The 21,535-nt window shown below is 39.1% G+C and carries 20 protein-coding genes; all 20 read right to left on the minus strand.

The annotated features are described in order from the left end of the window. Window positions 1-3: 3 nt before the first annotated feature. Entirely contained in the window at window positions 4-1,068 is a 1,065-nt protein-coding gene (locus tag KJ593_06390; GenBank protein ID MBU2541511.1) for a radical SAM protein, read from the minus strand. Beyond that, window positions 1,061-1,621, minus strand: a complete 561-nt coding sequence (locus tag KJ593_06395) for an SIS domain-containing protein (protein ID MBU2541512.1) — start codon at window positions 1,619-1,621, stop codon at window positions 1,061-1,063. The genes KJ593_06390 and KJ593_06395 overlap by 8 nt, the downstream gene beginning before the upstream one ends. A 12-nt stretch (window positions 1,622-1,633) precedes the next feature. Continuing rightward, window positions 1,634-3,169 carry an adenylyltransferase/cytidyltransferase family protein gene (locus tag KJ593_06400; protein MBU2541513.1) on the minus strand — a complete coding sequence of 512 codons (1,536 nt, stop codon included), beginning with the start codon at window positions 3,167-3,169 and terminating at the stop codon, window positions 1,634-1,636. Window positions 3,170-3,179: 10 nt separating this feature from the next. Next, window positions 3,180-4,175 (minus strand): SDR family oxidoreductase, encoded by a 996-nt coding sequence (locus KJ593_06405; protein ID MBU2541514.1) that lies wholly within the window; start codon window positions 4,173-4,175, stop codon window positions 3,180-3,182. 185 nt (window positions 4,176-4,360) lie between these two features. Then, complete coding sequence (locus KJ593_06410; protein MBU2541515.1) at window positions 4,361-5,788, minus strand: mannose-1-phosphate guanylyltransferase/mannose-6-phosphate isomerase; 1,428 nt, start codon at window positions 5,786-5,788, stop codon at window positions 4,361-4,363. A 10-nt stretch (window positions 5,789-5,798) separates the two neighbouring features. Beyond that, window positions 5,799-6,545: an indole-3-glycerol phosphate synthase TrpC gene (gene trpC / locus KJ593_06415; protein ID MBU2541516.1), complete on the minus strand. Its 747-nt coding sequence runs from the start codon at window positions 6,543-6,545 to the stop codon at window positions 5,799-5,801. Between the two features lie 10 nt (window positions 6,546-6,555). Then, on the minus strand, window positions 6,556-7,566 hold the full coding sequence (gene trpD, locus KJ593_06420; protein MBU2541517.1) for an anthranilate phosphoribosyltransferase: 1,011 nt from the start codon (window positions 7,564-7,566) through the stop codon (window positions 6,556-6,558). 16 nt (window positions 7,567-7,582) lie between these two features. Beyond that, window positions 7,583-8,146 carry an aminodeoxychorismate/anthranilate synthase component II gene (locus KJ593_06425; GenBank protein ID MBU2541518.1) on the minus strand — a complete coding sequence of 188 codons (564 nt, stop codon included), beginning with the start codon at window positions 8,144-8,146 and terminating at the stop codon, window positions 7,583-7,585. Between the two features lie 3 nt (window positions 8,147-8,149). Next, entirely contained in the window at window positions 8,150-9,418 is a 1,269-nt protein-coding gene (gene murA, locus KJ593_06430) for a UDP-N-acetylglucosamine 1-carboxyvinyltransferase (GenBank protein MBU2541519.1), read from the minus strand. A 14-nt stretch (window positions 9,419-9,432) separates the two neighbouring features. Beyond that, window positions 9,433-10,239 carry a peptide chain release factor N(5)-glutamine methyltransferase gene (gene prmC / locus KJ593_06435; GenBank protein MBU2541520.1) on the minus strand — a complete coding sequence of 269 codons (807 nt, stop codon included), beginning with the start codon at window positions 10,237-10,239 and terminating at the stop codon, window positions 9,433-9,435. After that, entirely contained in the window at window positions 10,232-11,311 is a 1,080-nt protein-coding gene (prfA, locus tag KJ593_06440) for a peptide chain release factor 1 (GenBank protein ID MBU2541521.1), read from the minus strand. Before prfA ends, prmC begins: the two co-directional genes overlap by 8 nt. 60 nt (window positions 11,312-11,371) lie before the next feature. Next, the gene (gene rpmE / locus KJ593_06445; GenBank protein MBU2541522.1) at window positions 11,372-11,575 is read right to left on the minus strand and encodes a 50S ribosomal protein L31; all 204 of its coding nucleotides are present in this window, start codon (window positions 11,573-11,575) and stop codon (window positions 11,372-11,374) included. Between the two features lie 27 nt (window positions 11,576-11,602). Further along, the gene (gene rho / locus KJ593_06450; protein MBU2541523.1) at window positions 11,603-12,898 is read right to left on the minus strand and encodes a transcription termination factor Rho; all 1,296 of its coding nucleotides are present in this window, start codon (window positions 12,896-12,898) and stop codon (window positions 11,603-11,605) included. Next, a complete protein-coding gene (gene coaE, locus KJ593_06455; protein MBU2541524.1) occupies window positions 12,895-13,491 on the minus strand; it encodes a dephospho-CoA kinase in 597 nt (198 codons plus the stop codon). Before coaE ends, rho begins: the two co-directional genes overlap by 4 nt. Window positions 13,492-13,553: 62 nt before the next feature. After that, window positions 13,554-14,096, minus strand: coding sequence for a YIP1 family protein (locus tag KJ593_06460; protein ID MBU2541525.1), 543 nt, complete (start codon window positions 14,094-14,096; stop codon window positions 13,554-13,556). 37 nt (window positions 14,097-14,133) lie between these two features. Next, on the minus strand, window positions 14,134-16,665 hold the full coding sequence (polA, locus tag KJ593_06465; protein ID MBU2541526.1) for a DNA polymerase I: 2,532 nt from the start codon (window positions 16,663-16,665) through the stop codon (window positions 14,134-14,136). Between the two features lie 132 nt (window positions 16,666-16,797). Then, window positions 16,798-17,541 (minus strand): tetratricopeptide repeat protein, encoded by a 744-nt coding sequence (locus KJ593_06470; GenBank protein ID MBU2541527.1) that lies wholly within the window; start codon window positions 17,539-17,541, stop codon window positions 16,798-16,800. Between the two features lie 58 nt (window positions 17,542-17,599). Continuing rightward, on the minus strand, window positions 17,600-19,783 hold the full coding sequence (gene cdhC / locus KJ593_06475; GenBank protein ID MBU2541528.1) for a CO dehydrogenase/CO-methylating acetyl-CoA synthase complex subunit beta: 2,184 nt from the start codon (window positions 19,781-19,783) through the stop codon (window positions 17,600-17,602). A 40-nt stretch (window positions 19,784-19,823) separates the two neighbouring features. After that, a complete protein-coding gene (locus tag KJ593_06480; GenBank protein MBU2541529.1) occupies window positions 19,824-21,083 on the minus strand; it encodes an FAD-dependent oxidoreductase in 1,260 nt (419 codons plus the stop codon). Next, window positions 21,080-21,532, minus strand: a complete 453-nt coding sequence (locus KJ593_06485; GenBank protein ID MBU2541530.1) for a 4Fe-4S dicluster domain-containing protein — start codon at window positions 21,530-21,532, stop codon at window positions 21,080-21,082. Before KJ593_06485 ends, KJ593_06480 begins: the two co-directional genes overlap by 4 nt. Between the last annotated feature and the right edge of the window lie 3 nt (window positions 21,533-21,535).

Raw genomic sequence — 21,535 nt, forward strand, 5'->3', positions numbered from 1 at the left:
CTTTTATACAAAATTTACGTGTTCTGGCGGATGTTTTAATCTCCAGAGATACCTATTTACTTCATCCAAACGGCAAACTTCGCGACACTCATCTATATTCCATTTGCTCTTCATCATCTTACGAATTGCCTTTCTTTTCTTTCCCTTCCATATCTTACTAAATGTTGCTTTGTTAATATTGCCATAGCGAAAACGTTCCTCTCCTAAAAAGCTGCTACAGGCATATAAGTCGCCATTTGAAGCAAGATAGGCCCAAAAAGGAAGTCCTAAACATTTCCTGTAAGGTCTCGGTTGCGTGATCTTTGACATAGTATGTTTTCTAAATATTATTCTAAAATCTTCTCTTTTATATTTCTTCAGGCTCTCTTCTAAGGATAGCAATCTCTTGTAATCAAGCTTGGATTTAAGACGGTTAATACTTAAAGGGTGTTGCGAATAGGGCTTTATAATAAGGTAATCAGCTCCAATGTCCCTTAAGATCTTTGCTACTTTTTCTACCTCATTATAATTCTCATTTAAAAGCAGAAATTGAACACCGATAGTGCAGGCGTATCCCATTTTCTTTTTTAATCTAACCGCCTCTTTAATATTATTGATAACCTTGTTAAAATCGTTTTGCTTAGTGCGGTGAATCAAAGAATAGGTCTTTGCACTTCCAGCGTTAAGGCTTATCCTCAGCCAGCTAAGTGAAGAAAGAATCTGCCCTGAGATATGTTTAGTTAACAATACGCCATTTGTAGTAATGGCTACATCTAGACCATTTTTCTTTGCGTATTTTACTAAGGAGGCTAGGTCTTTATTAAGCAAGGGCTCCCCCTCACCGGCAAACATTATGCTTTTTACTCCTCTGGCGGCAATGTCTTTTATAAATCCTTTCAGGATTTTGGTGTCTAGGCGGCATGCCTTATATCCTAAATAGTCTAGGCCGCAAAAAATACAACGATGATTACATCCACCATAAGGCGTAATCTCCATATAAATAGGATAGATATCTTTTCCTAGCAGCCAATCAGAAACGCGTTGCGGATGATAGATTAATTTTTGACTTTCAATTCTATATTCATCCATTGTTTTTAATAAAATAATCAACAATTAAATGACAGATTGCAAGATGGGTAATCTCTGCGTATCCATAAGAAGAAGACGGAACATAAAAATTTATATCCCCTAATGTCCTCAAGGGATTACCTTTTTCAAATCCAGAGAGGGTAATTATAAAGCAGCCTCGACCCCTTACCTCTTCTGTGGCATTTAAAATATTTTTTGATTTTCCAGAGCTACTTATAGAAAATAAAATATCGCCCTTTCTAGAGAGCATCTCTAGAGGCTTTTGAAATACTGCCTCGTATCCCAAATCATTACTCAAACAAGTAAGCAAACTAGCATCATTAAAGACAATGGCTCTCACCTTGGCGTTTTTCAAGAAATCCGTGGCAATATGGCTGGCAATAGATGCGCTTCCGCCATTGCCGATAAGCATAATCTTATTCTCTTTTTTATCTAGTGCTGTAATTAAACTGGTTATTTCAGAAATTGCCTTATCAAAAGATATAATCTTACCCATCTTTTCAGTTATCTCTATTTTTGAAAAAAGATCTGATAATTCTTTAAAATAGTGCATTTTATTTTCCTCTTATTTAAGAAGAGTTAATATATATTTAAATAAAGGCCCTAGCTCTACAGAAGAGCGATTTCCCACGATCAAAACCTTCATTGCCCCTGCGGCATTGCCTATAAAACCTACGACTTGCATTGGATTATCATTCAGTACCCAAGGTGATGTCAGGGAAAAATAGGCATCTCCTGCCCCAATCCTATCTACCACCTCTTTAGAGAAAACCGGAATCTCACTAAAACCATCTTTTTTCGAATATATCAAAGAACCTCTGTGGCCTCGCGTAATAATTATCTTTTCACATTTCAGCTTCTTGCTTATTTCAAGAATTAATCTTTCTAAGTTAGAAAATTTATCATGACATGCAAGCCTTATTTCAGGTTCATCAATACAGATATAGTCAGCTCTAGGAAATTTCGTAATAAGATTAAAACCGAGGTTTGCGCTATTGGTCTGGACATTAACAGCTAAATGCGGCGCATTCTTAGAAAGCACATCCACTACCTTAGGTGTAATCAATCCATGGCCAAAATCAGCCACCAGCACCATATCAAATTCCCTAAGCTGAGACTTTAAATAGCCACATATCTCATTTTCTAATTCTCTCGGCAAATGATTTGCATCTTCTAGGTAGCAAATTTCAAATAATTTATTCAAAAAATTAGGGTCAACAAATCTACGTTTAACTACCGTAGGGGCTTCTTTATTATAATAAAACTTGGTTTTTATATTTTTCTTGAGATGACTCTTAATAAAATCTGCGTAGTCATTTTTCTTGCCGATACAACTAAGCAAAGTTACCTTCTTAGAAAACCCTGCTAAGTGATTAGCAGCAGCTAAAGCGCCACCTGCGAATGTCTCCTCATTTAAGAATCTAGTAGCAATTATGTTGTCCTTGGCAGACTTTCCCATACCCACACAGTAGTGATATTCATCTATGATTATGTCTCCTATGACAAGGATCTTTATATCTTGTATTTTCTTGAATCGATCAATTATATCTTTGGCAGGATACCGCCTCTTAAATTTATTAAGAAAATCTCTTGCCTCTTCCGAATAAGGAGCAAGAAATGTATTTATAATATTGGAAGAACTAAAGGTAATTTCATCAGTAAAATGAAGCATGCCGCCAACAGATTTAACTACTGCCTCTTCTTCGTAGATCTTGCCTGTAATATCGTCTTCCTTTCTTGCATAATCGCTGCCCTTAACATAGAAGTGCGGTTTTATCTTTTTCAAGGTCTCGACTGCTGTTGGCCATTCATTTATTGCTACAAAATCAACTGCCTCTATAGCTGCAATGCTTTCTGCACGTAATTGCTGATTAAATATGGGCCTGCCCGGACCCCTATTCACATGTTCATCGCGTGTTAACGTAACTACCAGAATATCCCCCTTTTCCTTTGCCGCTTCGAAATGCTTCAGATGTCCTGGATGTAGAAGATCAAATACGCCATGGCAATGAACTATTCTTTTGCCCTTTTTCCTAAAACCTTCTAGGATTTTGCTAAGTTCATTGAGTGTTTTAATTTTTGAATCAATATTTTTACCCATAACTATCCTTTTATTTAGAGAGATACTTAAACCACTCTTTCGTGGTCTCTCCTATCTTCTCCGGAGTCCATACCGGAGCATCCTTCCAGTAATCTATGTTTTCTAAAATCTTATCGACTCCCGCTTGAAATGAAACTTGAGGTTGCCAGGAAAGTTTCTCGCTAATCTTATGTATATCCGCCCACGTGCAATCAGGCTCACCCGGCCTTTTAGGGATATGTACAACCTCCCCGCCTAAAATGGAAACCAGCTTATTTACGCTCTGTGGATTGCCTGTGCCTACATTGAAAATTCCTGTTTTTACCTTAGAGCTTGCAGCCCTAACAAAGGCACTTACAACATCAGAGACATAGATAAAATCTCTTTTTTGCTCACCGTCACCAACTACTGTAAAAGGCATAGACTTTAACTTTTGTGCTAAAAATACTCCAAAAACAGCTCCGTAGGTACCGGATGTCCTTGAACGCGGACCGTAGACATTAAATAATCTTAATGATATAACCGGCATCTTATATACTTTACCCCAATGAAAAACTATTTGTTCTCCTAAATATTTTGTTAATGCATAAGGATATTGGGGACTAATCTTAGCTGTCTCTTTAGTAGGCAAAACCTTGGCTATACCGTAACAAGAAGAAGATGCGGCATAAATCAACTTTTTAACTTTAGAAACTCTAGAGGCCTCAGCCACACAGGCTGTACCTGTAACATTTGAATCATAGTATTTTATGGGATTAACTATTGAAGGAACAATATCAGCTAATGCTCCAAGATGAAATACTATATCTATTCCTTTAAAATATTCTATTATCTTATCAAGTTTTGTTATGTCCTCTTTAATCAAGGTAAAATTCTTATTTTTTTTCTGATGAGCTAAGTTCTCAGCCCTACCAGTTGAAAAGTTATCAATTACAGTAACCTTATTGCCCTCTAAAAGCAAGCAGTCAACTAAATGACTACCTATAAAACCTGCCCCACCTGTAACTAAACACCTTTTCATCTTCATTTTTCCCTTATTATCATCTAGTCAGAGCTTTTAAAACACAAACATTAATGCTAACACAATTCAGTATGTAAATCAACTATCTTTTAGGGATAAAACTCTTTACAATACAATCAGTTACAACAATTTTATACGTTAAAAATCCGCTCAATTTTTGCCTAATTTTGGGTATAATCTTTGACTATTTTTCACCTTAGGAAATCATCATCGAATCTTTTTATGTCATCTTCTTCCAAGTATTTCCCAGTCTGCACCTCAACAATCTTAAGCGTGGAATTTCTTGGATTCTCCAAACGGTGCTTCGTGCCCTTTGGGATATAGATACTCTGATTGCTCTTAATGAGTTTTTTCTTGCCGCAAGAGATAACCTTAGCGCAACCCGAAACCACAACCCAGTGTTCAGCGCGCTTAGAGTGGCTCTGAAGACTAAGACGTTTGCCTGATTCTATCTGGACTAATTTAATCTTAAATCCAGGGGCTGTTTGTAAGACTGTATAAGAGCCCCAGGGTCGCTTTTCAGTTAAATGTCTTATATGTTCTTTTCGCTTAGAAGACTTTAATTTCTCAATGATTTTCTTTACATCCTGTGATCTGGATCTGTCACATACCATTAAGGCATCAGGGGTATCGGCAATAATCAAATCCTCTAAACCGATTGTAGCAATCAATCTCTTACCTCGGCTGAAAACACAAATTCCCTTGCTATCCAAATCCACAGAATCTGCCTGGATTAAGTTTCCATGCTTATCCTTGCCTAAAACATCCTCAAGGGCATCCCAGCTACCTAGGTCTGCCCAGCTAAAGGTTGCAGGTAAAAGAGCAATTTTTCCTGAGCGTTCCAGAATACCGTAATCAACTGATATCGGCTTAACTCTATGCCAAACCTTATTAATATCCTCAATTGAGTTTATGGACATTAATTGTGAATATAGTGCCGGTAGATAGCGTTTTAACTCCTCAAGAAAAGCCGCTACCTTCCAGACAAAAATACCGCTATTCCAAAAGTAATCCCGATCAGCCATATACTTTTTCGCCTTCTCTAAACTCGGCTTCTCCAGGAATCTATCAACCTTGTAATAACAAACTCTTTTATTTGTTCTTTTGTGAGGTCGCTTTATTTTTATATAACCATATCCGGTTGAGATTCTTTTTGGCTTTATGCCTAATGTCACCAAAAAACCAAGATCAGCAACATCTATAGCCCTAAGCAAACTCATCTTAAATTTAGGAAGATCTCTAATGAAATGATCAGATGGCAGAACGATTAATGTTGCATCTTTATCTAGCTGCTCAATCAATCTTGCGCAATATCCTATAGCAGGAGCAGTGTTTTTCGCCTCGGGCTCTAATAATATATTTACTTCAGGAATATGAAACTTTTTTATCTGCCTCTTTAATTCGAAGAAATAAGAGAATCTGGTAATAATGTAGATCTGCCTAGGCCTTACTAATCCCTGAAGACGAAAGAGTGTATTTTGAATTAAGGAACCTCCTTCTCCCAGTTCCATAAATTGCTTTGGCTCAAGCTCCCTGGAAAAAGGCCAAAAACGACTACCCACGCCGCCGGCTAAAATCAAGGCAAAAATATTTTTGTTGGAATGCCTATCACTGGCCATAAACAACTCCTTATTTTAACGCTAAAGAGATTATCTTCTTATTCATGAAGGCCTCGCCTATCAAAACTGCATCAATGCCTGCCTTCTTGAGATTAGAAATATCACTATTTCTTTTTATGCCACTCTCGCTAACTACTAACTTCCCTTTAGGAATTAATTTCATAAGCCGGGGTGTAGTCTTTAAATCTATTCGGAAGGTTTTTAGATTTCTATTGTTTATGCCTATAATACGAGGTTTAATAGCAAGCGCCTTTTTCAAGTCACTCTTTGAAAAAACCTCAACAACGCAATCCATGCCTAATTTCTCTGCAAGATCATATAGGATCTTAAGCCTCTTTTGGGTCAGAATTCTAGCAATTAAAAGAATTGCATCAGCACCAAAGGCACGTGATTCGTATACCTGATATTCATCGATTATGAAATCTTTACGCAAGATAGGTAATTTTACTTTTGCCTTAATCTTACTTATATATGAAAGATGACCTTTAAAAAATTTTCTATCAGTAAGCACTGAGAGGGCATCTGCACCTGCCTTCTCTAGCTGCAAAGCCAACTGTACTGGATTGAAATTACTGCGTATGATGCCTGCTGAAGGCGAAGCCTTCTTAACCTCGGCAATAACACAAAGCTTATTTCTCTTAGCTATAGCCTTTTTAAAATCTCTAGGCCTTGCTCTATACCTTAAACTAGTCAGAGATCTTCTCTTTTTTGCCTTGCTAATTTCGATTCTTTTATTTTTGATTATATTGCTTAAGATATCCACTCTCTCACCTGTTAGTGAACGCCTTCAAGTCTTGCAACTTATCCAAGGCCTTACCTGAGCCTATGGATTCTCGCGCCTTTTCTATTCCTGCTTCAATCGTTGCCGCGCTATCTGCTACATAAATTGCAACGCCTGCATTAAGAAGAACAATATCCTTTTTAGGGCCGTCTTTACCTTTTAAGACTTCCAACACAATCTGTGCATTAAAGACTGCATCGCCGCCCTTAAGATCTGCAAGCCTTGCCTGACTTATACCAAATTTATCAGGTTCAATCGTAAAATTTTTAAAATCATTATCTTTATATTCACAAACCAATGTATTGTCACAAGTCGTAATCTCATCTAAGCCGTCCTCACCATGTACGACCATTGCATGAGAAAGTCCTAAATTTGCCAAGACGTGTATAAGAGGATCAATCAGCTTTCTATCAAAAACACCTATAATCTGATGAGTCGCAAACGCAGGATTAGTCAAAGGGCCTAAGATATTGAATATTGTGCGTGTCTTTAATCTCTTGCGCACTGGCATTGCATATTTCATTGCTGGATGTAGATTAGGAGCAAATAAAAAAACAACACCAATCTCCTCTAATGCCTGTTCAATAGCCTTCGCGTCAATTAACAAATTAACCCCTAACGCCTCTAGGACATCAGCGCTACCACAAGAGGAAGAAACGCCTCTATTGCCATGTTTTGCAACCCTTATATCAGCTCCTGCTAAGACAAATGCAACTATTGTTGAAATATTAAACGTTTGGGCATTATCTCCACCTGTGCCACAGGTATCAAAGATAATACCTGTGGGTGCTTTTATTCTTTTTACAAACTTGCGCATTGTTAAGCTAGCACCAGTAATCTCATCGACTGTCTCGCCTTTAGCCTTCAAGAGCAGCAGAAAAGATTCAATATCAGACTCAGCCGCATGTCCAGTCATAATCTCCTCCATGCAAATGCGCATCTCTCCTTGAGTTAAATCTGTTTTTTGTTCTAAGATTTTAATGGCTTCTTTTAACATATTTGCCCTCTTAAGATCATAGGTCTAGAAAATTCTTCAAAATCTTTTTACCTTCTCCTGTCAATATTGATTCCGGATGAAATTGAACACCAAAAACAGGTTTCCTCTTATGTTGCAAACCCATAATCTCACCCTGTTTTGTCCAGGCAGTAATCTCTAAACTAGAAGGCAGGCCTCTCTTCTCTACGATAAGCGAATGATAGCGAGTAGCGAGGAAGGGATTTCTAATATCTTTAAAGATCTTGCAATTGTTATGATAAATTAGAGATGTCTTGCCGTGCATTAGCTTTTTTGCACCTACAATCTTAGCGCCAAAGGCCTCGCCAATACACTGATGCCCCAGACATACACCCAGGATAGGGACAGAATTGCAAAAATTAGTTACAACCTCAAGAGATATGCCTGCATGCTTAGGCCTTCCCGGACCTGGAGATATGACTATTCTTTTTGGCATAAGCCTTTTTATTTCTTTAATTGTGATCTTGTCATTGCGAAAGACCTTAAGATTAGCGCCAAGTTCACCTAGATACTGAACAAGGTTATATGTGAAAGAATCATAGTTATCAATTACTAAAATCATACCTTACTCCTTCTCTCTCCAGATCTTTGCGCCTAAATTCTGTAGCTTTAAGTCTAATTTTTCATATCCGCGATCAAGATGATATATTCGCGATATTGTGCTTTTGCCTTCTGATACTAGGGCTGCTAAAACAAGCGCAGCTGAAGCCCGCAAATCACATGCCATTAGTGAAGCACCCGAAAGACGCTTGACTCCATGCACAACAGCATAAGGACCTTCACGCTGGATATGTGCGCCCATACGGTTTAACTCTGCCACATGCATAAATCTATCAGGATATACCTTTTCATGGATAATACTGATTCCTGAGGTAACGCTCATCAGAGACATTGTCTGGGCTTGCATATCTGTAGGAAACCCAGGATAAGGAAAGGTAGTTACATTAATTGCTTTTGTATTCCTAATGCTCTTAACCCTTAATTCATTATCCCTGGCCTTGATTTCAACTCCGGCTCTTATCAAAACATCTATTATTGCTCCTAAATGTTCTGCAACGCAGTTTTTTATGAGTATGTCACCTTTGGTAATCGCAGCTGCCACCATGAATGTACCGGCCTCAATCCTATCAGGTATAACAGTATGTTCTGCACCACCTAATTTATCTACGCCATCAATCTTTATAATCGGTGTACCAGCCCCTTTAATCTTTGCTCCCATTTTTATAAGAAATTCAGCTAGGTCGGAAATTTCAGGCTCACAGGCAGCAGCCTCAATTATTGTACTGCCGCGAGCTAACGTAGCTGCCATCATTATATTAGCCGTTGCTGTTACTGAAGGACCAAATTCACCACCAAGATAAATACGATTGCCGCGTAAATGATTATTCTTGGCAGAAGCAATGACATAGCCAGAATCAATGTTAATATCAACACCCAGACCAATTAAGCCTTTTAAATGTAAATCCACTGGTCGTACACCAATAATGCAGCCACCTGGCAAAGATACCTTAGCATGCTTCAAGCGGGCAACCAATGGACCCAAGACACAAAAAGAAGCACGCATAGTTGATACTAGCTTATAAGGTGCTAAGCTATTTAATTCCTTTCGCGGCTTCACTACCACTGTACCATTCTGAAAATCAACCCTTTTACCTAGATACTCGATAATCTTAATCATTGTCTGCACATCTTTGAGTTTAGGGGAAGAGTGAATCTTGCATACCTCATCTGTCAAGAGTGTTGCCGCTAAAATAGGAAGAAAGGCATTCTTAGCACCACTCACCTCAACCTTACCCTCTAACTTAACGCCACCTTCAATAACTAACTTATCCATTAGTTCTGGCCCTCTTATATCCTATCTAAACATATAACTCTTTCGATGCCATTATAATCATTGATGATTTCTCTAATTTCAAATTGAGGATAATCAGCGATAATCTTACTTATGCCCTCAACCTGGCCTAAGCCAATTTCAAATAATAAAATGCCTCGTGGTTTTAATAGATCTTTGGCTGTCTTTAAAATTTGTCCATAAAAATGTAGCCCATCCTTACCGCCATCCAAGGCAGGCCTTGGTTCATTTTTTACCTCAGGCGCAAGATGCCCTAAATCTGTGGTCGTTATATAAGGAGGATTGGAAACAATCATATCAAAGCTAGAAGCTAAAAACTGCAAGCCAGAAGCTGAGAATAAATCTACCTTCCTAAAATCTATTTTCTTCTGGACTGCATGCAACCTTGCATTCTGCTCTGCCAGATCTAGTGTGATTACAGCAATATCTATTGCTGTAATCTTTGCATTTGTAAGATTTTTAGCTAAACTGATAGCGATATTACCGGCACCAGTTCCTATATCTAGGATCTTTAGATCTTGCCCTTTACATCTTGGCCCTTGCATCAGGGAAATTGCCTCCTCAACCAATATCTCGGTCTCAGGACGAGGAATAAACGTACCAGGCTGAATCTTAAATTCCAGCCCAAAGAATTCACATCTGCCTAAGATATATTGAAGCGGCACGCCCTTTTGCCTTTCTCTATTAATTGCAAGCCTACGAGACTCCTGTTCTCCAGATAAATGCAAGGTCCGAGGATCTGAGTATAATTGGGCACGCGTACAATTTAATAAATCACAAAGTATCAACTCTTGCTCATTCATTGTTCATTAGCCGCTTGCGCTTATCCTTATCTTCATTCTCAATAAGGGCTTGGATGATTTCATCAAGACTACCCTCTAATATCTCTTCTAACCTATGAATTACAAGGCCGATGCGGTGATCAGTAACGCGATGCTCAGAGAAATTATAGGTGCGAATTTTCTCACTTCGATCACCACTTCTAATCTGGGAACGCCGCTGATTAGAGATTTCGTTTTCATTCTTTTCTCTTTCTGCCTCTAAGAGCCTGGTTCGCAATACGCGCATTGCCTTATATTTGTTCTTAAGCTGAGAACGCTCATCCTGACAGATAATAACCAAACCCGAAGGCAAATGAGTAATTCTAACAGCTGAATCTGTAGTATTAACACTCTGGCCACCTGGCCCGGATGATTTGAACACATCAATCTTTAAATCCTTGGGGTCAACTTTTACATCTGCCTCTTTTGCCTCAGGTAAAACTGCAACTGTTGCTGCAGAGGTATGAATCCTGCCTGAGGCCTCGGTAACTGGCACGCGCTGGACTCGATGAACGCCGCTTTCAAATCTTAACTTTCTAAAGGCATCCTTTCCTCTCACGGAAAATATGACTTCTTTGAAGCCCCCTGCTTCAGAAGGATGACTACTTAAGATCTCAGCCCTCCAGCCGCACTTATCAGCAAATCTAGAATACATTCTGAATAGATCAGCGGCAAATAGGCTCGCCTCCTGGCCTCCGGTTCCAGCCCGAATCTCGACAATAACGTCTAGACTGGCATCTTTATCTTCGCCTAATAAAAACTGCTCCAGTTTCTTTCCTAGGTCTTTCTGGGTAGCCTCAAGCACTTCTATCTCCGCCTTTGCAAGATCCAAAAACTCCTGATCATGCTTTTCTTCTAATACATTTTCTAATTGAACCAATTCCAGCGTAATCTTCTTCCATTTACGGAAATCCCTAACCGGTTCAACCAAGGCGGATAATTCCTTTGCCAAGGATAGACACTTAGGCTGATCAGAGATAATTTTAGGATCAGCCAAAAGATGCTCAATATCTACTAGCCGTTTTTCTAAATCTTCGAATTTTTTCTTAAACATTTTATATAAATAGAAAAATGGATTAAAGATACTCTAAAATTCAGTAATCTTTAATTCCACTTATTTTTCTTTCTTATATTTCTTAAGAAATTTTTCGACCCTTCCTGCAGAATCAACAAATTTCTGTCTACCTGTAAAAAAAGGATGACATTTTGAACAGATTTCAACCCTGATATTCTGTTTTGTTGAACGCGTGTGGATAACCTCTCCACAGGCACAGGTAATCGTTGCTTGCTTATATTCTGGATGTATACTCTTCTTCATTACTTCTTATTTCACCTCCCTAAAAGTTTAAGTCTTGGCTTGATTCATGCTGTTTAAAAACTCTTCATTATCTTTGGTCTTATTCAACTTATCAATTAAAAGCTCCATTGCCTCAGCAGAATTAAGTTCATTGAGGACCTTACGCAGAATCCACGTCTTTTGCAACTGCTCTCGATTAACAAGCAGTTCTTCTCTGCGCGTATTGGAGCGTTTTATATCTATTGCCGGATAAATCCTTCGTTGGAATAGAGTCCTATCAAGCTGCAGTTCCATATTACCCGTGCCTTTAAATTCTTCAAATATTACCTCATCCATACGCGAACCAGTATCTACTAAGGCAGTAGCAACAATGGTTAGACTTCCGCCTTCTTCTATAGCACGTGCAGCTCCGAAGAAGCGTTTAGGCTTATGCAAGGCATTGGAATCTACGCCACCAGTAAGAATCTTGCCGCTGTGCGGAACAACTGTGTTATAAGCACGCGCTAATCTTGTAATGCTGTCAAGCAAGATAACAACATCTTTCTTATGCTCAACGAGGCGTTTAGCCTTCTCCAATACAATCTCTGCTACCTGTACGTGCCGTTCTGCTGGCTCATCAAAGGTAGAAGAAATAACCTCACCCTTAACAATCCTCTGCATATCTGTTACCTCTTCCGGCCGTTCATCTATAAGCAGTACGATTAATGTAACCTCTGGATAATTCTCTGCTATTGAATTGGCAATCTTTTGCAAGAGAACCGTCTTTCCACTATAAGGAGCAGCCACAATCATAGAGCGCTGGCCCTTTCCAATCGGAGTAAGCAAGTCCATTACCCGCATTGATACTTCCTCAGGTTTTACCTCAAGCTTCAATCTTTGATTCGGGTATAAAGGCGTAAGATTATCAAAGAGGACCTTATCCTTAATCGATTCCGGATTCTCAAAATTTACAGCCTCTACCTTTAAAAGGGCAAAATATTTCTCACCTTCTTTGGGCGGTCGAATCTGTCCACTAACAGTATCTCCGGTGTGTAAATCAAATTTTCTTATTTGAGACGGCGAAATATAAATATCATCCGGACAGGGCAGGTAGTTATAATTGGGGGAACGCAAGAAGCCAAAGCCATCTGGTAAGACCTCCAAGACTCCCTCCCCGAACATCAACCCTTCCTTCTCTGCCTGGGCCTGCAGGATTTTAAAAATTAAGTCCTGCTTCCTTAAACTACTTATGCCATTAACATTTAAACTCCTGGCAACCTTGTTTAATTCTGATACCTTCATTTCCTTTAGATGTACAATATCAACCTTAGCAACTTTTATCTCTTTCTTTGCTTCTGTAGTCATCTCGCCACCTCTTTGTAAATCTTTTTTATTTGCCCTTTTAACTGATTTAAAGATCCTGAGTTATTAATAACAAAATGCGCATGCCTCTTTTTATCTATAAACGGAAGCTGATGATTAAGGCGCATCCTGAACTCTGCTTCCGATAACTTATGTTTTCCTAAGGCGCGTTTCAACCTTAGCCGCAACGGACAATTTATCAAAAGGACATAATCAACAAAACGATTAAAACCGCTCTCTATCAAAAGCGCAGCATCAACTATGATTAAGCCGTATTTTTTTCCTATCTCTTGCTTTAGTCTTTTTATAATATGGGGGTGCACTATTCTATTCAAGGCCCTTAGTGCATTTTTATCGCAAAATGCTCTCAGACTAAGTTTTTTTCTATCTAAATGACCCTTGGCAGTCAACACATCCTTACCAAAGGTCTCGGCTATTTTTTTTACAACTGCTGGTCTCATCCTGTAGATATCTTTTGTGAGCCTGTCGGCATCAAGAACCTTTGCGCCCAATTTCTTAAAGATTGATGCGGCCGTGCTTTTTCCGCTTCCGATACTGCCGGTAACTCCAATAACAATCCTGTTTTTAATCTGCATTGTTTAATATTTTTTCATAAAGTTTTCGGCAAGCCTAGATGTCATAGCAATAAATTATTGCCTTAGACTGATGTAGTAGGCCTTGCGATTAGAGAAACGGTTATTACGATAATTATAAACTGAATTATCCAGCCGATAATACAAACTGCAACTGCCCTAAATGTGCTGCGATAATCAAGTGCCTGTCTGACAGCAATTACCATTGCCGCTAACATCCAGAATGCAGCTACAAAAAACACAATATTAGTAAGAAAAGGAATAATGCCTAAAATCCGAATAAGTCCGGGTGAAGTCGAGAATCCTATAGTGCGCAATAACTGTCCCAAATCTGCCTTTGTATCTGGGGTTGGTAGCAATTTTGTGCCGACAAAGTAAGTAATAAAGGCCCAAATATACCAGGCTACCAATGCTAAAATCGTACCTGCTAAGACTGAACTAAAGCCTCCTGTTGTAATAGTGCCTAAACCAGCAGCAAGACTTGATAAAACCACAACCAGCATAGCCTGAGTCATGGCAGACTTATCTGCCTCTACCTCTTCGTACAATTTAGGCTCTAACTGTGCTGCCCGAATCATCCTCTCCCTCAACTTCTTCCAATCAACCATTTCCAACCTCCCATTTTGTACCGCCATTGTTTATACTCTAACATTCTTCCATCTCTAGCCAATTCTTCCCTTTTTTTATAGTAACCTTGATCGGAACAGAAAGACTAAAAGCATGTTCCATCTTACTCTTAATAATCGCAATAATATCTTCTAGTTCTTTCTTTTCACAATCAAAGATAAGTTCATCATGCACTTGCAGCACCATCTTCGAAGAAAAACCTTTTTCTTTAAACTCCCCAAATATATCTAACATTGCCTTTTTTATTAAATCTGCGGCTGAACCCTGTACTGGCATATTTATTGCCTGACGCTCGGCAAAAGAACGCACTCTAATATTCTGAGAGTTAATTGCAGGCAAGTAGCGCCGGCGACCCATGATTGTACTGATAAAACCATCGCGCCTTGCGTCTTCAATGCAAGAGATCATAAAATCCTTCACCTTAGGATAACGCAAGAAATAATTTTCTATAAATTCCTCCGCCTCATACAAGGCTACTCCTAAATCCTTTGCCAGGCCAAATGAACTTATACCGTAGATTATTCCAAAATTTACTCTTTTGGCAATATTGCGCATTGATTCATCCAGATCTTTTTTGTCTACTCCAAAGATCAAAGAAGCAGTATGATTATGGACATCCTCATTGTTCTTAAAGGCCTCGATAAGATTCTCCTCACCTGAGAGATGCGCTAGGATACGCAGTTCTATCTGAGAATAATCAGCGCTTAATAGGAAATTGCTAACCTTGGAGGGAATAAATGCCTTTCTGATTTGAGCACCCACCTCGGTTTTAATCGGTATATTTTGTAAATTTGGATTAGAGGAACTTAAACGGCCTGTCTGGGTTCCTGTCTGATTAAGAGAGGTATGTAGTCTTGCCTTTTTATCAATTAACTTCGGAAAGACATCAAGATAGGTAGTCTTAAGTTTGGTTAACTGCCTAATTTTGAGTATCTCCTCTACGATGGGATGCTCATTAGATAGGCTCTTTAATACTGCCTCATCAGTTGCAGCATGGGTTTTTCTACGCTTTCTTATTGGTAGTTTCAACTCTTCAAAAAGAACCTGACTTAACTGCTTGGGAGAATTTATATTGAATTCTCTACCCGCCAGTCCAATAATGTCTTCTCGCAGTTTATTTATCTGTCTATCTACTTTTTTAGACAGTGCCTCCAAGATCTGCCTATCGATTCCTACTCCAGTCATTTCTAAATCAGCCAATACTTCTAAAAGCGGCATCTCAATGTCGAAAAAGAGTTGCTGCATACCTTTTTCTTCTAGCTCTGTTTCAACAGGACGCAGATCATCCATAAGCGAAAAAGCTGAATCAAGCATAAGATGCTGGCTATCCGCAACAACCTTGTTAGCATAATTAAGTGCCAGACTAGATAAACTGTAGTCACTGCGGCCAGAATCCAAAAGATAAAATGCAATGGAAAAATCCAAGAACAATCCTTTCAAATCAATGCCTTTATCAGCTAAGAAAATCTTGACCCTTTTAAGGTCATTGGAGATCTTTTTAATCCCTGCATCAGAAAGTATATCCCTCATCTGTTGGCTAATTTCTTGGAGTTCACAAAAATAACGAATACTAGCCAAGTTTAGCGAATCCTTGACTTCATCATAATAAAGATACAATTCTTTTTTTTCTCTTGCCTGCTTTATTAACAAAGAAGCATCGTTAGAGCGCTCTCTTGTTTTTTCTACATTTTCTCTATTTGTATCCAAGGCCTGCAGCAGAGATTTAAACTCCATCTCCTTAAATAATGAAAATAGCTTATCCTTATCAGGGGAACTGACCTTCATATCTTCTGTCTTTATTTTGATAGGGACGTTGAAATCTAACGTTGCAAGCTGCCGACTCAATAATATGTTCTCTTTCTCGGATGCAATGCGCTTGCCTTGAGAATCTCCTATTCTTTTAAGATTCTTGAGTAAATTATCAAGTGAACCAAATTGATTTATTAATTTAACTGCTGTCTTGTCTCCTATACCAGCTGCTCCGGGAATATTGTCGCTTTTATCTCCGGCTAAAGCTAAAAAGTCAACTATCTGCTGTGGACCTATGCCAAAACGTTCTTTAACAGACTTTGCATCAAGGATTACAGATTCCTTGCCTGGCTTATAAATCTTAGTATGCCCATTAACAAGCTGACACATATCCTTATCTGAACTAATGATATAAACAGAAAATCCTTTCTTGGCTAATGTCTTGGCTAAAGTCGCAATAATATCATCTGCTTCAAATCTATCACACTCAAAGGTCTTCAGGCGATATGCTGCTATAAGTTCCCTAATCTTGGAAAGCTGGACTTTTAGTTCGTCCGGCATCTTAGGCCGATGTATCTTATAATCCTTGAATTGCTCAGTGCGAAAACTTGGTTTTCCCGAATCAAAGCAAAATGCTAAATAGTCAGGTTGCTCCTCTCTTAAAATCCGAGAAATAAAGGTAGTAAAACCATAAACAGCGCCTGTAGGCATTCCTGAACTCGTTGTTAACGCCGGCAGGGCATAATAAGCACGATAAAGATAGGAGTTGGCATCAACAAGAAATACTTTTTTCTTCTTCATGAATCAGCTATATGTAAAAACCTTGTTTCTTGTTTAATTTTCTAACGCTGTAAATGGGATTCATTTGCTCGGCGTGAGCTACATTTTCGAATTGAATTTAAAGAGAATAAAAATCGGAAAGTAAATCTTGTGCTATGGTGTCAAAAGTGCACGTTTCTGAGCCTCAATTAAAAGCTGTTCAACCTCCTTATTATGCGGGTCGAAATTAAAAGCCCTATGAAGCTGTCTTAAGGCCTTCACATATTCACCTCGATCATAATACTCCTTGCCTCTGGCAAAATAAGCCTCAGCTGCAAGTTGACTACTATCTCTAATGTCCTGTTTTAATTCTTTGACCTCTGCGATAAGCTCTAAGGTCTGGGTCTCCTCATATACCTTATATGATCCCTTATCAATCTTGCCTAATCTCTCTAAATGCTTCTTTGCTTTCTGGGTCCAGGCCTGGGATGAATCTCCCAGCTCAATCCTCTTACTCCATAAGCGGGCAGCATTTTCAAAATCCTTATTTTTCTCATAGATTAATGCAAGATTGGTATAAGGACAAGGATATTGCGGATCTAGCTCAATTGCGCGTTTATATGCCTTCTCAGCTTCATGCAGTAGATTCATCTTTTCGTAAACTATGCCTAAATCATTGTGGCTAACTGCATAATTCGGGGCAAGCTTAATTGCTTCCTTATAAAGCCTTAAGGCCTTAGCATAATCCCCGTTCAGTTGCGCTTGAAACCCTTGTTGCCGGAACAAATGAGCTTTATTTTCTGATAATTCGTTAGCCCAGAGGGGATTATTTACGCAAGAAAGGCAATAAACTAAAAGCGTAAAAATAAGTATAAAATAGGTCTTTTTGGTGGACATTTTTGAAGGCGAATCTAACATTTAAATTAACACAAAAAAAATCCTAAGTCAAGTGAAATCTATAAGTTATCGCAATATTTTATATAAGAGAAGGCATGTTTAATGCAGGGTGATTTTTCTCTTTTAAATACTTCACTAGATCCTCTGCTGTAACAGCAATAGTCTCATCTGCAATCTTTTCAAAGAAATCTGGCTCATTGATCTCTTTACTTCGCTGTTTTAAGCGGCTCATTAGAGCCTCTTTCAATTCCTTAGGCATCCAGACTAAGCGCTTCAAGCCGCCATCAGCTGATATGAATTTCTTACTGGCAACATAAAGTTTACCCACTCCCAGAAACCCCGGAGTCTGTAATCCGCCACCAACAGAACTGGCCAAAGTAGTAAATGTCATGCCAACCGGAGTCATGCCTGTGTGATCACGATGCACTACCATAACGCCATTGGCCTCTGGAATAACAGCAAGTATGCACTCAAAACAGCCACAGGAAGTCTGAGGATTGTCCATAATTGAATACATGCTAACTATGGGAATACTCTTATTGGATTTCTCGTATACAAATTTATTGGTATTTTCCCATTGTCCTAACTTCGTATCTATAGGCTTGCCCTTTGTCACCGGCTGGTTAGGACCTGTGGGAGTAATTTCATAAGATGCCTTTCCGTCTAACCAAGAATAAGCACCACAAAGGCCAAGACGCTCAGGAGTGATAATGCAGACATGATTAGGGGCAAAGGACTGACATAAAAGACAAGAAAAGAAGGTATCCACTGATTCATCTGTCATGCCCATAATTCTCTCATCCCGTTCCTGAAAGGACTGGTTTGCCTTAACCAATAACTTCTCCACATCCTCTTGTTTCGTGTAAAGAGTTACCTGGACTTTATCTACAATTGCACTATATTCTTGGTGCAGCATTGCATGAATCAGAAGCCCTATGTGTTTTAAGCGAAATCCTTTATCAAACGCATCTTTACTAATTCTAATCCAACACATATCTCTCTGACCAATATGCATTACGCCCATTGCACCATTGACATAACGATGAATCTGGCGTTCCATTATTGGCTCAAAATCCTTCTGCATCTTACGACCATAGACATTAACTACAATACCTAAAGGCATTGATTTTTTAACGCTATCTTCGATGGAATCCAAGTCCTGGCCGACTAATTCTACCTTAGCATCTTCAACTTCCTCTGTATCTTTAGTTTCTAAAAATTCTAAAGCTGTAGATGCCTTACCGCCAAATTCTACTGCCAAGTTCTCTTTCCTTACCCTTTCTCCTTCAAATGCAGCAGCGTAGGGAACCGGAATCGGAACCTTGCTTACCTTTACCTTTACCCCGCGCACATCAACACAGCGAGAGACTATTTTTTTATAATCAAATTCTTTTACTAATGCCTCGTAAATAGTTACTCCGCTTGGTTTAATCTCCGGAATATCTGTATCCGCAATCACGGGAAATCCCATTGCGATTGCGCCAGCACCAGTGGCATACTTGATATCATCCAAAGGCCCTAAAGCAAGTCCAAATGCAAACACCCTATTCTTTGTATATAAAAGGCATTTTTGCACCTGACCCGGCTTTATGCCGCCAAAGGTAATTGCTGATCTTATTGCCCAATTAAGAGGATAGATTGCTGATTGGGTATCTCTACCATAAGGCACGATATAAGTATCCCAGCCCATCTCTACTTTTTCTTCTTTAAGCTGGTCAACAATAGAACGGCCGTTGCTTGAGCAACCCACAAAGGTAAGTATATTTCTCTTCTGCAACTCTCTGACAATATCTACAGCGATTTTATTATCAGGCGCAGCGCCTAAGATAGCAGCAAATCCTGGCATACGGCCATCAACTAATTGTATGCCTAAAGAGCGCATTGCTGTATCAGAAAAGAATCCATTACAATCAACCTGGGGTTCCTCCTCTTTTAGATATCTTAAGGCCATGATGATTTCTTCTGCTAGGAGTGCTGCTATTCCAGCATCAAGCGTTACTCCTAAATAGGGCAACCAGAGCTTTTCACTCGGCACCTCTGGCAATAAAGACTTTGCGTGTTTTAATATTTTAGTTACATCAGCGAGTGTCTTTGTCTCATAGGCAAATAAGGCATAAGAAAATGGAAGATAGAATGCTGTCTCAGGATACGCTATTTTTGTTTCAGGGCCTTTTTCTTTTAAGGCTTGTTCAAAAAGGCTTGCAGCCTCATTTACTAAACTGTGTGCACCCCTTATCGCACTCGTTGCAACAATCTTTGACATATCAGGCCTCCAACGAATTAGTCAATTTATCGATTTTTTATTATTTCTTCAAGTAGACTTCATCCCTACCAAATAAATCAATCACCTTAGCATAGCTGAAAGAATCAGCCAATAACTGCGTCTTTATAGACGAGATATCTGTTCTTTCCCTTATTAATCTTAAGAATATTCCGCTATTTTCTATTTTACCTACACCGATAAACCCTTTCAGGATATTGTCCTTTATGATAAATTTCTTATAGATTGAATTCTTTTTATCACTAAATCTTAAAGTTTCGCAATCCTCTTCTTCTTTTTTCAGGCCAATAGAGATAACCGGCAGAGCAAAAAAGTCAACAGAATTCATGGCGACGGAACCTGAATAAGCGCATTTTTCTCCTCTAATATTAGAGCCGGCAATTCTTCCTTGTTCAACAGCATTTGGCCAGAGGGCATTTATGTAAGATGCGCCTCTTGCAACGTCAAAGGTCTCAGCCACATCACCAGCAGCAAAAACTCCCTCAACGTTAGTTTGCAAGTATTCATTTGTCAATATTCCAAAATTCGTATTAATTCCTGATTGCTTAACCAGTTCTATATTCGGACTAACGCCTTTTCCAACAATTACTATGGCAGATTCAATAATCTTGCCGGATGAAAGTTTTACTGCCCTTACCTGGCCATTACCGATAATTTCCACTGCCTCCTCGCCTGTTAAAATCTCTATACCCTGATTCTCTAAATGCGCACCAACAATAGATGCAGCTTCCTCATCCAGGACCTGTGACATAACTTGTTTTGATTTAATAAGCACCTTTACACTCAGTCCTCTCCTCTTTAGTGCATAAGCAGCCTTTAGACCAATAAGACCGCCTCCTAAAATGCAAGCAGCCTTTGCATAGACAGCTATAGATATTATATCCTTGGCATCGTTAAGCGTGCGAAAACCTGAAACCCCTTCTCTTTTAATACCTTTTGTCTCCGGTAGCTTAGACCTTGCTCCAGTTGCAATTAAGGCAATATCAAAATCAAGTTTTGAATTATCTAATAAGGTTAAACGTCGCTTCTTAGGATCAAGTTTTATAACCTTTTTACCCAATGCTAAATCAACTGAATTCTCCTTATAAAAATCTTCTGGCCGAAGCCTCAGCTTGGCCTGGAGGACCTCACCTGAAACAAAAGAAGTAATGAGGCAACGACAATATGCCGGATATTCTTCATCGGAAATTAGCGTTATCTTCGAATCCTTGTCACGGCTTCTTATAGCCTCAACGCAAGAGACAGCTGCAGCAGAATTTCCAATAATACAGATATGCTTCATTTTACGCCCTCTTCCTCTTCGTAACTAATCGCCTTTGTAGGACAATTCTTTGCACATTGGGGCTGGCCAATCTCAACACAATGATCACAGCGAGTAGGGATTTTAACGCGTTTATCAGGTCTTATCGCACCATAAGGACAGACCATAATACACATCCAACAGCCAACGCATTTGTCTTTATCGTGAATTACCTCTTTTTTCTCAAGATCATAAGTCAAGGCACGCGCTATGCAGGCGTCAACACATTTAGGATCATCACAATGCCTACAGGCAACAGGAAAATTTTTACCTTTATCTTGAAAGACCTTTACCTTAGGCAGGTGTATCTTTTTCTCACTTATTGCCTCAAAGATATCTTTGCTCAAGGAATGACCCACAAAACAGACAAGTTCACAAGTCCTGCAGGCCACACATTTAGTCACATCATAATGTAGTCTTTTCTTTTTCATTGT

The sequence above is a fragment of the Candidatus Omnitrophota bacterium genome (genome assembly GCA_018830005.1).
Taxonomy (GTDB): domain Bacteria; phylum Omnitrophota; class Gorgyraeia; order JAHJTE01; family JAHJTE01; genus JAHJTE01.